Origin of the sequence: Parabacteroides chinchillae (genome assembly GCF_900108035.1) — a bacterium.
Lineage (GTDB): Bacteria > Bacteroidota > Bacteroidia > Bacteroidales > Tannerellaceae > Parabacteroides > Parabacteroides chinchillae.
The window spans coordinates 1-16,337 of record NZ_FNVS01000018.1; the positions used below are offsets into that span (position 1 = coordinate 1).

A 16,337-nucleotide genomic window follows, 5' to 3' on the forward strand; every position below is an offset into this window, starting at 1 on the left:
GACGTACCCTACGCCGGAACGGCAACGGCCAATCTATCATCCGGTTCTTTTGATGGCGTTGTTTCTGTCTCATTATACCGCACGCTGGCGAAAGTCACAGTAGTGAATCAAACCTTCTCCATACCCTACAGCTCACAAGGCGGAGGAAACATACCGCGCACAGGAATCCAACTCGTAAACGCAGGGAAAAAGTGCTTCGGAACAAAAAACAACTACGACGGAACAGGAAACAACACAAACCCTGTTGGCATAGAAAACTCCACCTCCCTAAACACAAACACCGCAACCTGGTATGTAGGAGAGAATGTACAATCCGGCTACTCGGCTACTAACGCCACCGAAAGAAACAGGCTGAAAGCACCCGATGCTGCGAGGGTAACGCTGACAGGAAGCAAAACCCTCGCAACAGACGATGCCTACACATGCCACTTCGACGTCTTTATGGGCAAAAGCAGCGATGTAAGCGACTTCTCACTACGCCGACACACAAACTACACGCTGACAGTAAACGTAAACAATTCACTCGAATTCATTAGAAACTATGTAACGAATAGTAGTGGCAACCTATATTACAAGAATGACGATCCCCGGATATGGCACAGCGTCGCTTCTGTGTGGATATCGGTTAATCAACCGTTGGCCAATACATATAAAACTTGGACAGGAAGTGATTTAACTAATTATCTACCTTTCAATTACGATGGTGGCGCTTCTTCCGGTACGGGTTCCGATTATATGGGCGTTTCTTCTACCGCTACTGTAAATACGCCTTATTCTTTCGAAGTCGAGAAGGCTGAACGTGGCAGTTCTGTTTCTAATTATCAGGCTGCTATTGACTATTGTAAAGGATTAGGTACAGGTTGGCGTATTCCTACAATTATAGAGTTAAAAGGAATGTATGATAATAGCTCAGCCCTCCAAAGCACCGGTTGCGCTGCGTTCATCAGCAGTGTCTACTGGAGTAGTTCGGTCTGCGGTGGCTACGCCGACAGACGCTGCGTACTGGACTTCAGCGGTGGCAATTACGGTTGGTACGGCACGAGCGGCAGCGCCGGCTTTGTCCGCTGTGTCCGGGATAACTTGCCACCAAATAAAGTCACCATCAACCAGGCCTTGGCCGATGCTTATAAAACTTGGACAGGAAGTTCAACTAATTACCCTCCATTCAATTACGATGGTGGTACAGTTTCTGGTACTACAGGTTCCGATAGGAACGGTACTTCTTCTACGTTTACAGTCACTAAGGAGTATTCAATAGAGGTAGAGAAAACACAGCGTGTTGGTACTGTTTCTAATTATCAGGCAGCTATTGATTATTGTAAAGGATTAGGTACAGGTTGGCGTGTTCCTACAATTATAGAGTTAAAGGAAATATATGATAATAGAGCTACATTGCAAAACAACGGCTGCGCTGCGTTCACCTACTATGGCTACTGGAGTAGTTCGGTCTACGTTGGCAATGTCGGTTTCCGCTGCATGCTGCTCTTCAGCCATGGCAGTTGCGTTTGTAACGTCACGAACTACAACGGCAACTATGTTCGCTGTGTCCGGGATATCTGATCAATGGATAGAATATGGCTTTAGCCTGGTTTCAATTGCCGTCGGTTTTAACCGACGGATAGTAGAGCCATCTTCTTTCAAGGGCTTTAGCCCAACCGGAAAGAAATTTGGCTAAAGCCAACAGGAATGTACATCCTTTAATCCGTCCACTAAAGTAGACGGCAACCGAACTTAGGCTAAAGCCTACAAAGAGAACCTTCTTTAAGCCGTCCGCTGAAGCGGACGGTAACTAAAACCAGGCTAAAGCCATTACATAGCAAAGAAATTCAAGCAAGTCACGGGAATGACCCAAAACCAATACCTTCCATTTCGTCATACTCTAATTGTAAATCAAACGAAATAATCATACATTTGTTCTATCTTTATATATAGGGTATCAATCCTTTTCAATTAGCATTCGGAAGCAATGGAGTAACATACCATCAGCAGGTTCGGGTAATTACTGGAGATTCGAAGCGGGTTTGCACCAAAGCATAAAGCCAGGACTATCAGAGCGGTTAAGTTATAATTTAAGCGGCAGACTATTTTTTAACCAGCACAACACTTATTTCGCCGATTTTCGTTATTTTGCTAAACATTATTTTCCGGAGCCTTGGGGAGACCATTTCGGAGGTGTTTTTCATAATCCGAACGTCTTTACCTGAGTCAGCTATGGACACCGGTGTTACATAATTACAGCAAATCAGGTTATGGGATAGGTAGCGACTTATTCAATGTCGCGCTTTTTCTTAGTTTCGATAAATTCAAATATCAAGCTCTCAGTGTAAAACTTGCGCTTGGATTATTCAGATAATTCACAACTCATAAAATATGAACTGACATGAAACAAAAAATGAAATCACACCTCCGTCGCGGATTTCTCATACTGGGAAATATCGCATTGGCACTTTCGGCTTTTGCCTGGGACTATGCAGAACATCGTAAAATCGGAGACCGTGCTATGTCACTTATGCCCCGGTATCTTGTAGAAAACGGGATATTTCCCGATGAAGCAACGGCAGACAGTGCTATGCTAACATTATTAAATATGTCACACATGCCCCAGTCTAACGCTTATGCAATGAATGAACTTACTCAATTGCCCAATATCGTTACTTACGGAACATTATGCGGTTTGGCCGGCGACCACGTAGAAAATCCTTTATTACTGGAAACAGGACTACAAACTCATTTCTCAAAGACAAACCGTACATTGGCTCTGGAGAATAAAGCTATGAATGAATTCCTGACCGGAGCATCAAGCAAAGAATTGCTAGACATCAACCTGGCTTATGGCATTTTGGCAATCAAGGACCTTTCCCATTTCTACGCTTACGGAAAAGGATTGAACGATCACCTGAAAATGATCGACGTAAACCTGATCCGCCGTCTGCTGCATCCTTCAGAGGTTAATGAGGTATTCGGCAAACTAAACAGTCTGCCTTCCATGAGTAAATATTTCTGCATTCACATTTTTGCAATCCATCTGGCACAAGAGGCCGGCAAAGAAATGCGCAAAGGAGATAAAGAAATGGCTAGCAACCTGATGTTCTATGCAACTCTTTATGAGGCATTCGCCGAACATTTTCTGCAGGATTCTTTTGCTTCGGGACATCAAATGGTACGGCGTGGCTTCTCGGCATCCGCTGTTTGCAACAATAAAAGTTTGCACGACTTTTATAATACAATTCCCGTACAAACAGCCAACCTGAAAGGTGAAAGCTGGTCTGCCTACGGAGACAAACGCCTTAACCAAAACATGGAAGAATATAAAGACGCTAACGACTACCGGAATATCCGCGTTACTCAAAAACGGCCGTATACACTGGATAAAGGTGATAGCTATGAACGCGAAACCCGTGTATTTTATCAAGCAGTAACTGCCACATGCGAATCTATCACAGAAGTATGGAAAGGATATTATAATGCGCTGAATGGAAATGAAAACGACATTATCAACGAATTACCCGAACACCATGATGATCTGCCTCAATTTATATATGCCCGTTTCCCTGTAGTTAAAGAATTTCCCATTCCATTCGGTACAAACCTGGACGATGTACCGCTTGAAGCAGAAGCCGCTACGCATAAAGAAGAACTACAGCTTATTGTGCAGGAACCTTTCACGCGCAATTTCATCCGTTCGCGAGTGGCAAACTCCTTTATGTTTTTAATAGGCAAACCTATTCATGGTAATAGCAGCGGCGTAATGACTTACGGAGGACGCTTAAATGTCAGTATGATTAACTGGCATAAGTTCGGAGATGGTAAAAGTATGCAAATGAAAGCCGGCGATATTGCTCAATGGCTATCACCTACAATATCCGGCTATTATATGCATGCTCCGTCTGATTCTTACACTATCAAAAACTGGAACGTAAAAGCCGGTGTGAATTATGATATGGATATTTTTGTTTCTCCCAAACGCTTCCTTGGTCTTTACGGTTATATGGAAATGGGTGTGGACCGCAGAAATGCGGAAACACGTTTTCTTGTTGCTCCGTCTTTAGGCATTCAGTTAGGATCACTGATAGGAATGCATAATTTCAATATGCCGGCTTGGTTACGTATTCCATTAGGAATTATTTTGCCTCTGAAATTTGCAGTTAGCTGCAATAAAGTTGCAGGCCGGCCGGTAGAGTGGATCAGCAATATGGAAGTGGATATTTTATTCTAATGGTTCCCATCTATTTTGGTTTAGGTAAAAATCGTTACATTTGTGGCTTACAATAAAATAAGAAAGAATGAGAAACTTTACTTGCGTACAGGATTTAGGCGATCTGAAGCAGGCGCTTAACGAAGCTTTCGAAATAAAGAAAGACCGTTTCCAATTTACAGAATTAGGAAAGAATAAAACTCTGTTAATGATATTCTTTAACTCCAGTTTACGTACCCGATTGAGTACTCAAAAGGCTGCCATGAATTTAGGAATGAACACTATGGTGCTGGATGTAAACCAGGGAGCCTGGAAATTAGAGACCGAACGCGGAGTCATAATGGACGGAGACAAGCCGGAACATTTATTAGAAGCTATACCTGTAATGGGATGCTATTGCGACATCATAGGAGTTCGTTCTTTTGCCCGTTTCGAAAGCAAAGAAGACGACTACAATGAAAAGATATTGAATCAGTTCGTCCAATACTCCGGCCGTCCTGTATTCAGTATGGAAGCTGCGACACGCCATCCGTTACAAAGTTTCGCTGATCTGATTACAATAGAAGAATATAAAAAGACAGCCCGTCCGAAAGTAGTAATGACATGGGCACCTCATCCAAAACCATTACCGCAAGCCGTACCCAACAGTTTTGCAGAATGGATGAATGCAACCGACTACGAGTTTGTAATAACTCACCCGGAAGGCTACGAATTAAATTCCAAGTTTGTAGGCAATGCCCATGTAGAATATGACCAAAGAAAAGCATTTGAAGGTGCGGATTTCATTTATGCTAAGAATTGGTCAGCTTACAATGATCCGAACTACGGAAAGGTTATCAATATGGATCGTAGCTGGACGGTCGACGCAGAGAAGATGGCACTTACAAACAATGCCTATTTTATGCATTGTCTGCCTGTTCGCCGAAATATGATTGTAACTGACGACGTTATTGAAAGTCCTCAAAGCATTGTGATACCGGAAGCAGCCAACCGCGAAATATCGGCCGAAACTGTTTTAAAGAAAATATTAGCCGGATTATAAAAAGAAGATGCTTATTTTTTGACAACAGCACAATTTAATATTTTCTTCCGCAACAGGGCCATTACTATACGTTTCAAAATGATCCCGATGTTTTTCTAAAAACATCGGGATCATTTTCTAAAAACATCGATATGATTTTTCAATAGCATCCGGGGAGATTTAGTTGCCTACCCAAATTCCGGCAAATACAAGTTTCAAATATGTTTACCCTGCAACACAAGAAAACGTTAAGCTATTAAGCTTCGCCTTTCATTCCACCCATCGGAGGAACAAAATCATCAAATTGAGCAGTCTTATCTCCTTTTTGCTGATCTTCGAATTTAGCCAGATTGTCCTGCAATGCAAAAAGCAATCGCTTCGCATTATCGGGAGTCAGAATCACGCGACTTTTTACCTGCGCCTTCGGAGCACCCGGTACAACACGGATAAAGTCCAATATAAACTCTGATGACGAATGGGATATAATAGCAAGATTGGCGTATGTTCCCTGAGCCATTTCTTCAGAAAGTTCAACCTGTATTTCGTTGGTTTGTTTATTATTTTCCATAATTATTACTCTTATATTAATTAATATTCATAGCAAATGTAAACAAATATCTTTTATTGTCGTATATTCAAACACAAATCTGGCAAAACAAAAGGAATAAAGTATCACTTTAATGCATTGTCTATAAGTATTGAACCGTACAAAAAGCGAAAAGGGCGCCCTTCACAGGTAGCCCTTTTCTAGTTGTGTTTTTAATTCTCAATTCTTTAGACCAATGTAAAAATACCTTTTGTGTTCATTATAATAGGTTTTGGCGTTTAGGTCAAGGTTTGAGTTTAAGTGCTAATCTCTTTCACTTGAACTTTACAAAAGTAGTAGGTTTAAAGGAACCTACCAAATACTATTCAAACAATAAATGATATTATTTTGTCAACTCTTGACATATATCAATGTAAATTTCTATAAAATCCTGTTTTAAATTCTGAAACGTGTGCGTGCATATTTCTCTCTGTATTCTGTCGGAGTATTCCCCTTACGGCTTTTAAATATTCTATTAAAGTTAGACAGATTATTAAAGCCAGACTTATAGCATATCTCAGAAATAGAATCACTTGTATCTATTAAACGACAAGCAGCCTCGGCTATGCGAATATCATTTAAGTTATCTATAAAAGTCTTTCCTGTCCACTTTTTCAAGAATCGGTTAAGAGAAGCTTCACTCATATTTATTAACGAAGCAGCATCTGATAATAGAATTTGCTGATAGTAATTTTCGTGCAAATAAAGCATCAGCCCTTCCAGCCTGTCATTGTCGCTCTTATTATAATTTTTAACTTTATTCACTGCATTCAATCGGCGAGCCTCGGAATCCAGAGAAAGCGTCTTTAAAATATCTATTAATTTTAGTAGATTATGAAAAGAATCAGGGCGTTCGTCATTCGACAACATTTTCAGCTCCGGCTGAATAAGCTGTATCATTTTCTTACTAAAAATCAGACCTTGAGAAGCTTTTTCAAACATATCTTTTATTGTTTTAAAATGCCTCTTATTAATCAGGCTATCAAATAAAGAGTGATGGAACTGGATAGTTATCTCGAAAATATCCTTACAAAAACAATTATGATTTGAATAAGCATGCTTTGTATTACCCGCAATCAAAACCAAGTCAAGGTCGTCCATTTCTTCAATAGAGTCACCCACTATCCGAATAGCTCCTGAAGCATTCTCCAGATAGTTAAGTTCAAACTCCGGATGTATATGAAGCGGATACTTGAATCCCTGTTTCAACCGTTGCATTATTAAAAAACAATCTTCGGTTGAAAGTGGGGTTATTTCTCGTAACACATCGCTCTCTTTATTCATAACAGACTTATTGAATTTCCAACACGCTAATTATAGGGCAATGATCCGAAGGAAATAGTTGGTTTAATGTCTCGGTAAGTACCCCATGGCGTAATACCTTGATATTACCTTTTACAAAAATATAATCGATCCATTCCCGTTTATCATAAGGAATCTTACCAAAGTTATGGAAAGTCCATTCCGGACCGTACTTAAATTCTGCAACTGCACGTGTATGTGTCAGATGCCGGGGATCACTCACATTCGTCAATACCCGGACAGGTTCATCTGAGGGAACAGCATTAAAATCGCCGGTTACTATAATTGGCAAATTTTCCGACAATTTTGCGGCTTGCTCCAATACCAAAGAAGCCCCTTCATGCCGTGCAACTTTTCCCATATGATCCAGATGCGTATTCAGAAAAAAGAATTTCTTTCCGGTTTCTTTATCTGACAAGATAGCCCAGGTAGCAACACGCTCACACGCAGCATCCCAACCTTTCTTTCCAACGGCATTTATATCTTCTGCCAACCAGAAATTACCGCTTTTGATAACAGAAAAACGATCTTTACGATAAAATATCGGGGCATACTCCCCTTTTGTCTTTCCATCTTCACGTCCGACACCAACATACGCAAACTCCGGTAAACGTTCTGTCAAATCCATTAGCTGATTATGCAAAACTTCCTGTGCGCCTAAAATATCCACATCGTGGAATTTAACAAGATTTCCCGCAAAGTCCCGGCGAAATTTCCATTGGTTATTTCCATCTTCCGGATTGTCATACCGGATATTATAAGACATTACATTCAATTTGGCATCTGAGTCTTTGGCGAATAAGCAACTTACAGACAGTAAAAATACGGCTAGGCATAGCACAATTCTCTTCATGATAGTCTCTGTTTTTAGTGTATTATTATGCATAAATATGCATATACTCACAAAAATAAAAGTTCTCCATTTATTAACCAAATTAGAAGATATAAAAAAAGGCCTCCGAGTTATCGGAGACCTTTCTTTTTAAGACTTATCTGATTTTATTCATCATCTCTGTCCATACCATTAAAATCAACAACATTCTTACGATTCGCAAAGATGCGTTCGAATTCATCTTTAGCACCAACCACAAGTTTATCGAAATCTCTCTGGCCTGTACCTGCAGGAATTAAGTGTCCGCAGATAACATTTTCTTTCAAACCTTCCAGGCGGTCTACTTTTCCGTTGATAGCAGCCTCGTTCAACACCTTTGTCGTTTCCTGGAAAGATGCAGCAGACATAAAGCTATTCGTCTGCAAAGCTGCACGGGTAATACCCTGAAGAATCTGGTTTGCTGTAGCAGGAACGGCATCACGTACTTCAACCAATTTAAGGTCACGACGTTTCAACATACTGTTCTCGTCTCTCAACTTACGGGCAGTTACGATCTGACCGGCTTGCAATGTCTGAGAATCTCCCGGTTCTATAACAACTTTCTTGCCCCAGATACGGTCGTTTTCATCCATTACTTCCAGTTTATCCACCACCTGTTGTTCCAGGAAGCGAGTATCTCCCGGATCAACCACTTCCACCTTACGCATCATCTGACGAACGATTACTTCAAAGTGTTTGTCATTGATCTTCACACCCTGCAAACGGTAAACATCCTGCACTTCATTAACAATATATTCTTGTACAGCCGTAGGTCCCTGGATAGCCAGAATATCAGAAGGTGTGATTGCACCGTCAGACAAAGGCATACCTGCACGTATATAGTCATTCTCCTGAACCAAAAGTTGTTTTGACAAAGGCACCATATACTTCTTAACTTCACCCAACTTGGAAGTTACTGTAATTTCACGGTTACCACGTTTGATCTTACCAAAGCCAATTTCACCATCAATTTCAGAAACAACTGCAGGATTAGACGGGTTACGGGCTTCAAACAACTCTGTAACACGTGGAAGACCGCCGGTGATGTCACCTGCTTTACCAACAGCACGAGGGATTTTAACAAGAACTTCACCAGCCTTAATCGGATCACCGTTATCTTTCACAACGTGTGCACCCAAAGGCAATGAATAGTTCTTCAAATAATTTCCATTTTCGTCTACGATATGAGCAGCCGGAGCCTTGGTTTTATCCTTAGATTCAATAATAATCTTTTCTTTCAAACCTGTAGTTTCATCACTTTCTACTTTGTAGGTAACGTTTTCAACTACACTTTCAAATTCAATCTTACCTGATACTTCCGATACAATAACGGCATTGAACGGGTCCCATTCAATAATTACATCACCCTTCTTAATAGTATCACCATTATTGAAGAATAACTTAGAACCGTAAGGTATATTATGAGTAAGTAAGACAATTTTTGTATTCGGATCGACAATACGCATTTCAGCCAAACGGCTTACTACAACCTGGTATTTCTTTCCATTGCTTTCATCCGCAGCTTCTACAGAGCGTAATTCGTCAATTTCAATAATACCATCATATTTAGAAGTAATGCTATTTTCTGTTGCAATATTGGAAGCGATACCACCCACGTGGAACGTACGCAATGTCAACTGAGTACCCGGTTCACCGATAGACTGTGCTGCAATTACACCGACAACCTCGCCCTTCTGAACCATACGCCCTGTAGCTAAGTTACGTCCATAACATTTAGCACAAACACCTTTTTTAGATTCACAAGTCAGTACAGAACGGATTTCTACGCTTTCAATCGGAGATTCCTGAATTTTCAGAGCTGCATCTTCGCGAATTTCTTCACCTGTATGTACAATCACTTCACCTGTTATCGGATGAATAATATCATGAACCGAAACACGTCCCAGGATACGTTCATACAAAGAAGCAATAACTTCTTCGTTATTCTTTAGCTCTGTACAAATCAAACCGCGTAAAGTACCACAATCCTCTTCATTAATGATCACATCATGTGATACGTCAACCAAACGACGAGTCAGGTAACCAGCATCAGCAGTTTTCAAAGCCGTATCGGCCAAACCTTTACGAGCACCGTGAGTAGAGATAAAGTACTCCAACACAGACAAACCTTCTTTAAAGTTTGAAAGGATTGGGTTTTCAATAATCTGTCCACCCTCAGCACCGCTCTTCTGCGGTTTTGCCATCAAACCACGCATACCAGACAACTGACGAATCTGTTCTTTAGAACCACGGGCACCGGAATCCATCATCATATAGATAGAATTGAAACCGTCATTATCCGCAGTAAGTTGCTTGATCAAAATATTTGACAACTTACTGTTAACGTGAGTCCACGTATCAATAATCTGATTATAACGTTCATTGTTTGTGATGAAACCCATGTTATAGTTTGCAAGGATTTGTTCTACCTCATCATAACCTTCCTTCACCAATTCGTCCTTTTCAGCAGGAATAAGAACGTCGGCCAGGTTAAATGACAAACCACCCTTGAATGCCATATAATATCCCAGATTCTTAATATCATCAAGGAACTGGGCTGTACGTGCAACACCACAAACTTTGATAACTTTACCGATAATATCACGAAGAGTTTTCTTTCCTAACACTTCATTGATATAGCCAACTTCAGTAGGTACAAATTCATTCACCATCAAACGACCGACAGAAGTTTCGATAATTTTCTTCACCAACTTACCATCTTCTTCTACATTATCTACATAGACTTTGATCGGAGCATGGATATCAACCTTCTTTTCATTGTATGCGATTGTTGCTTCTTCCGGACCGTAAAACATCAAACCTTCGCCTAAAGTACCTTTACGCAATTTTGTGATATAATACAAACCAAGCACCATATCCTGTGAAGGGACGGTAATAGGAGCACCATTTGCCGGATTCAAAATGTTATGTGATGCAAGCATCAACATCTGAGCTTCCAAAATAGCCTCATTACCTAATGGCAAGTGAACAGCCATCTGGTCACCGTCGAAGTCGGCATTGAAAGCCGTACAAGCCAACGGGTGCAACTGAATAGCCTTACCTTCAATCAATTTTGGCTGAAACGCCTGTATACCTAAACGGTGCAATGTAGGAGCACGGTTCAACAACACAGGATGACCTTTCATTACATATTCCAAAATATCCCAAACAACCGGTTCTTTGCGATCCACAATCTTCTTAGCAGATTTAACGGTCTTAACAATACCACGTTCGATCAATTTACGAATAACAAAAGGTTTATAAAGTTCGGCAGCCATACCTTTTGGCAAACCGCATTCATGCATTTTCAATTCAGGGCCAACGACAATAACCGAACGGGCTGAATAGTCGACACGTTTACCTAACAAGTTCTGACGGAAACGGCCTTGTTTACCTTTCAAACTGTCAGACAATGACTTTAACGGACGGTTAGCATCAGTCTTTACTGCACTCGATTTACGAGAATTGTCAAATAAAGAGTCCACAGCTTCCTGAAGCATACGTTTTTCATTACGCAAAATCACTTCGGGAGCCTTAATATCAATTAATCGTTTCAAACGGTTATTACGGATAATAACCCGACGATATAAATCATTCAAATCTGAAGTAGCGAAACGGCCACCATCCAGTGGAACCAACGGACGCAATTCCGGAGGAATAACAGGAACAACCTTGACGATCATCCATTCCGGTTTATTACGACCTCTGGATGCACGGAAAGATTCAACAACCTGCAAACGTTTCAATGCTTCATTCTTTCTCTGCTGCGAACCATCCGTGCTTGCACGGTGACGCAATTCATAAGACAAAGAATCCAGATCCAGACGAGCCAATAAATCATATACGGCTTCAGCACCGATCTTCGCAATAAATTTGTTAGGATCAGTATCTTCAAGTAATTGATTTTCTTTTGGCAGACTATCCAAAATCTGCAAATATTCTTCTTCTGACAATAAGTCTAATTCAGCAACTGTATCTACACAACCAGGCTGAATAACAACATATCGTTCATAATAAATAATGGAATCCAGTTTTTTTGTCGGAAGTCCCAACAAATAACCTATTTTGTTAGGCAATGAACGGAAGTACCAGATATGAGCTACAGGAACAACCAGATGGATGTGTCCCATACGTTCACGACGAACTTTTTTCTCTGTAACTTCCACACCACAACGGTCACAGACAATACCCTTATAACGAATACGTTTGTATTTTCCGCAATGACATTCATAATCCTTAATAGGACCAAAAATGCGTTCGCAGAACAAACCGTCACGTTCAGGCTTGTATGTACGATAATTAATCGTTTCGGGTTTTAAGACTTCACCACTGGAGTTTTCAAGAATCTCTTCAGGTGATGCCAGACCGATGGTTATTTTTGAAAAGTTACTCTTTATCTTGTTTTCTTTTCTAAAGGCCATATTTTTTATTTATAAAGAGTTATCAATAGATAAAGCAGATGAGCCAAAGCTCACCTACTCTTATTGTTTTTGAATTAATCCAATGTGAAACTTAAACCAAGACCTCTCAACTCATGCAACAATACATTCAGAGATTCCGGGATACCTGGTTGTGGCATCGCATCACCCTTAACAATTGCTTCATAAGCCTTAGAACGTCCGACAACGTCATCAGACTTGATTGTTAGTATTTCCTGAAGAATATGTGCCGCACCGAACGCTTCCAGTGCCCAAACTTCCATTTCTCCAAAACGCTGACCACCAAACTGAGCTTTACCACCTAATGGCTGCTGAGTAATCAATGAATACGGGCCAATAGAACGAGCATGCATCTTATCATCAACCATGTGGCCTAATTTCAAGAAATAAGTCACACCGACTGTTGCCGGTTGGTCAAAACGTTCGCCTGTTCCACCGTCATACAGATAGGTCTTACCATAACGCGGAAGGCCTGCTTTATCAGTCCATTCATTCATATTATCCAGTGTAGCACCGTCAAAGATCGGAGTTGCAAACTTAACATCCAAGGTACGGCCAGCCCAACCTAATACAGCTTCAAAAATCTGTCCAAGGTTCATACGAGAAGGCACACCCAGAGGGTTCAAACAAATATCAACAGGAGTTCCATCTTCCAAGAATGGCATGTCTTCCTGACGAACGATCTTAGACACGATACCTTTATTACCATGGCGACCAGCCATCTTATCACCTACCTGAATCTTACGTTTCTTAGCAATATAAACTTTAGCCATCTGAACAATACCTGTTGGCAATTCATCACCGATTGTGAGATCGAATTTCCGGCGTCTCAGTTCAGCATCCAGTTCTTTATATTTCTTCAGATAATTCAGAATAACTTGTTTGATCAACTCATTCTTATCAGCATCTGCCGTCCACTTACTAACCTGAACAGCATTATAGTCTAATTCTTCTAAAGCTTTACGAGAGAATTTAGCACCTTTGGCAATCACTTCGGTATTCATATAATCTTTCACACCCTGAGAAGTTTTGCCATTTGTAAGAACTAATAGTTTCTCAACTAATAAGTTCTTCAAGTCTATCATTTTTTGTTCGTATTCTTCATCCAGTTTCGGAAGAATAGCTTTATCTGTCAGTCTGGATTTACGTTTCTTGACAGCCTTTGAGAACAATGATGTTTCGATAACCACACCTCGCAAAGACGGGGTAGCTTTTAATGAAGCATCTTTCACATCTCCGGCTTTATCACCAAAAATAGCACGCAACAATTTTTCTTCCGGAGAAGGATCGGATTCTCCTTTTGGAGTAATCTTACCAATCAGAATATCTCCCGGTTCAATACGAGCACCAACACGAACAATACCTCTTTCATCCAAATCTTTCGTAGCTTCTTCGCTAACATTTGGAATATCGGAAGTAAGTTCTTCCATACCACGTTTGGTTTCACGTACTTCAAGAATATATTCGTCTACGTGAACAGAGGTAAAGAAATCTTCACGAACCATACGTTCGTTCAGCACAATAGCATCCTCATAGTTATATCCCTTCCAAGGCATATACGCAACTTTCACATTACGTCCTAAAGCAAGTTCGCCTTCCTGAGTTGAATAGCCTTCTGTCAGGATATCACCGGATTTCACACGTTGGCCACGATGACAGATCGGTCGTAAGTCAACAGTTGTACTCTGATTGGTTTTACGCCATTTCGGAATATTATATGTCTTAACCGCATCTTCGAAACTTACAAATTCTTCGTCTTCCGTGCGGTCATATTTAATCTTAATACAAGTTGCATCTACGAATACAATCTCCCCATCGCGTTCAGCCATAATCTGAGTACGGGAATCTCTTGCAACCTGGGCTTCAATACCAGTACCAACAATAGGAGCATCCGTACGCAACAAAGGCACAGCCTGGCGCATCATGTTAGATCCCATCAATGCACGGTTAGCATCATCATGTTCCAAGAAAGGAATTAAAGATGCCGCTATAGAAGCAATCTGTTGAGGAGCCACGTCCATCAAATCAATTTCAGCAGGCGGAACAACAGGGAAATCAGCTTCAAAACGCGCTTTTATTCGGTCACGTACAAATTTACCGTTTTCATCAAGCAATGCATTACCCTGTGCGATAGTCAATTCTTCTTCTTCTTCCGCTGTGTAATATTGCATATTTTCATTAGACATATCAACCACACCACTGTTTACCTTGCGGTATGGAGTTGAAATAAAGCCTAATTCATTAATTTTTGCATAGACACACAAAGAAGAAATCAAACCGATATTCGGACCTTCAGGGGTTTCAATCGGACAAAGACGGCCATAATGTGTATAGTGTACGTCACGAACCTCGAACCCTGCACGTTCTCTTGACAAACCGCCAGGACCTAGTGCAGACAAACGACGTTTATGCGTAATTTCAGCCAATGGGTTTGTCTGGTCCATAAACTGTGACAAAGCATTCGTTCCAAAGAAAGAATTAACAACAGAAGAAATTGTCTTTGCATTAATCAAATCAATCGGAGTAAACACCTCATTATCACGAACATTCATACGTTCACGTACTGTACGCGACATACGGGCCAAACCAATACCAAATTGATTATACAGCTGTTCACCAACTGTACGTACACGACGGTTACTTAAGTGGTCGATATCATCAACAATTGCTTTAGAGTTAATCAACTCTATCAAATATTTAATGATCTCGATTATATCTTCTTTAGTCAGGACTTTAACATCCTCACTTGTTGTAAGACCTAATTTTTTATTAATTCTATAACGGCCAACTTCACCCAGGTCATAACGTTTTTCAGAGAAGAACAGGTTCGTAATAACTTCACGTGCACTAGCTTCATCAGCAGGCTCTGCATTTCTTAACTGGCGATAAATATACAGAACAGCCTCCTTCTCTGAGTTACTCGGGTCTTTTTGAAGAGTATTATAGATTATAGCATAATCTGACAAATTCTGGTCTTCGCGGTGTAACAAAATGTTTTGCGTACCAGATTCCAGAATAGCCTCAATATTTTCGTTATCAAGAATAGATTCACGATCTATGATAACATCATTACGTTCAATAGATACAACTTCTCCAGTATCTTCATCTACGAAATCTTCCACCCAAGTCTTCAGAACACGAGCCGCCAGTTTACGGCCGATTAATTTCTTCAGATTTGCTTTTGAAACTTTTACCTCTTCCGCCAGATTAAAAATTTCAAGAATATCTCTATCACTTTCAAAACCAATAGCTCTTAAAAGGGTAGTTACAGGCAATTTCTTTTTACGATCAATATATGCATACATCACATTATTTATGTCTGTTGCAAATTCGATCCATGAACCCTTAAACGGGATAATACGTGCAGAGTACAATTTTGTACCATTCGCATGAATACTCTGTCCGAAAAATACACCAGGCGAACGGTGTAACTGAGACACAACAACACGCTCTGCACCATTTATCACAAAAGTACCTCTTTCCGTCATATAAGGAATCGGGCCTAAATATACATCCTGGATCACAGTATCAAAATCCTCATGATCAGGGTCAGTACAATATAGTTTTAACTTTGCTTTTAAAGGTACACTATAGGTTAGTCCGCGAGCAATACATTCGTCAATAGTATAACGGGGCGGATCTATATAGTAATCTAAGAACTCCAACACGAAGTTGTTACGAGTATCTGCAATCGGAAAGTTTTCTGCAAATACCTTATACAACCCCTCCTTTTTTCTCTTTTCAGGAGGTGTGTCAAGTTGAAGAAAGTCTTGGAATGACTTCAATTGAACTTCGAGGAAGTCAGGATATGGGAACTGATTCTTAATCGAAGCAAAATTAACTCTTTGGTTTTCAGCTGTTGAAGACATCTAGTAAGGAATTTATTGAACTTATTGAAATTATAGACACAAAAAGGTTAAGAG

General features: G+C 40.4%; 9 protein-coding genes. 4 read left to right on the plus strand and 5 right to left on the minus strand.

The annotated features are described in order from the left end of the window. From C4S38_RS13125 to C4S38_RS13140, 4 genes are all read left to right on the plus strand, one after another. A partial coding sequence (locus tag C4S38_RS13125; protein ID WP_146059490.1) for a DUF1566 domain-containing protein occupies window positions 1-1,560 on the plus strand: 1,560 nt, incomplete at its 5' end. Between the two features lie 416 nt (window positions 1,561-1,976). Beyond that, a complete protein-coding gene (locus C4S38_RS16120) occupies window positions 1,977-2,204 on the plus strand; it encodes a DUF5686 family protein (protein WP_234999385.1) in 228 nt (75 codons plus the stop codon). A 176-nt stretch (window positions 2,205-2,380) separates the two neighbouring features. Continuing rightward, on the plus strand, window positions 2,381-4,216 hold the full coding sequence (locus tag C4S38_RS13135; protein WP_103984079.1) for a hypothetical protein: 1,836 nt from the start codon (window positions 2,381-2,383) through the stop codon (window positions 4,214-4,216). A 67-nt stretch (window positions 4,217-4,283) separates the two neighbouring features. Beyond that, window positions 4,284-5,237, plus strand: a complete 954-nt coding sequence (locus C4S38_RS13140; protein WP_103984080.1) for an N-acetylornithine carbamoyltransferase — start codon at window positions 4,284-4,286, stop codon at window positions 5,235-5,237. Between the two features lie 235 nt (window positions 5,238-5,472). Here the strand turns inward: C4S38_RS13140 and C4S38_RS13145 are convergent, their stop codons facing one another. The 5 genes from C4S38_RS13145 to rpoB all read right to left on the minus strand — a co-directional run bounded on the left by C4S38_RS13145 (window position 5,473) and on the right by rpoB (window position 16,283). Continuing rightward, the gene (locus tag C4S38_RS13145; RefSeq protein ID WP_103984081.1) at window positions 5,473-5,784 is read right to left on the minus strand and encodes a DUF3467 domain-containing protein; all 312 of its coding nucleotides are present in this window, start codon (window positions 5,782-5,784) and stop codon (window positions 5,473-5,475) included. Between the two features lie 414 nt (window positions 5,785-6,198). Next, the gene (locus tag C4S38_RS13150) at window positions 6,199-7,086 is read right to left on the minus strand and encodes an AraC family transcriptional regulator (protein WP_103984082.1); all 888 of its coding nucleotides are present in this window, start codon (window positions 7,084-7,086) and stop codon (window positions 6,199-6,201) included. 7 nt (window positions 7,087-7,093) lie between these two features. Beyond that, on the minus strand, window positions 7,094-7,957 hold the full coding sequence (locus C4S38_RS13155; RefSeq protein WP_103984083.1) for an endonuclease/exonuclease/phosphatase family protein: 864 nt from the start codon (window positions 7,955-7,957) through the stop codon (window positions 7,094-7,096). Between the two features lie 146 nt (window positions 7,958-8,103). Continuing rightward, a complete protein-coding gene (rpoC, locus tag C4S38_RS13160; protein WP_103984084.1) occupies window positions 8,104-12,396 on the minus strand; it encodes a DNA-directed RNA polymerase subunit beta' in 4,293 nt (1,430 codons plus the stop codon). 74 nt (window positions 12,397-12,470) lie between these two features. Further along, window positions 12,471-16,283 (minus strand): DNA-directed RNA polymerase subunit beta, encoded by a 3,813-nt coding sequence (gene rpoB / locus C4S38_RS13165; RefSeq protein WP_099463480.1) that lies wholly within the window; start codon window positions 16,281-16,283, stop codon window positions 12,471-12,473. Window positions 16,284-16,337 lie beyond the last annotated feature (54 nt).

Coding starts and splice junctions, on each gene's coding strand:
- C4S38_RS13145 (WP_103984081.1), bottom strand. CDS start 5,784: ATGGAAAATAATAAACAAACCAACGAAATACAGGTTGAACTTTCTGAA.
- C4S38_RS13150 (WP_103984082.1), bottom strand. CDS start 7,086: ATGAATAAAGAGAGCGATGTGTTACGAGAAATAACCCCACTTTCAACC.
- C4S38_RS13135 (WP_103984079.1), top strand. CDS start 2,381: ATGAAACAAAAAATGAAATCACACCTCCGTCGCGGATTTCTCATACTG.
- C4S38_RS13140 (WP_103984080.1), top strand. CDS start 4,284: ATGAGAAACTTTACTTGCGTACAGGATTTAGGCGATCTGAAGCAGGCG.
- C4S38_RS13155 (WP_103984083.1), bottom strand. CDS start 7,957: ATGAAGAGAATTGTGCTATGCCTAGCCGTATTTTTACTGTCTGTAAGT.
- rpoB (WP_099463480.1), bottom strand. CDS start 16,283: ATGTCTTCAACAGCTGAAAACCAAAGAGTTAATTTTGCTTCGATTAAG.
- rpoC (WP_103984084.1), bottom strand. CDS start 12,396: ATGGCCTTTAGAAAAGAAAACAAGATAAAGAGTAACTTTTCAAAAATA.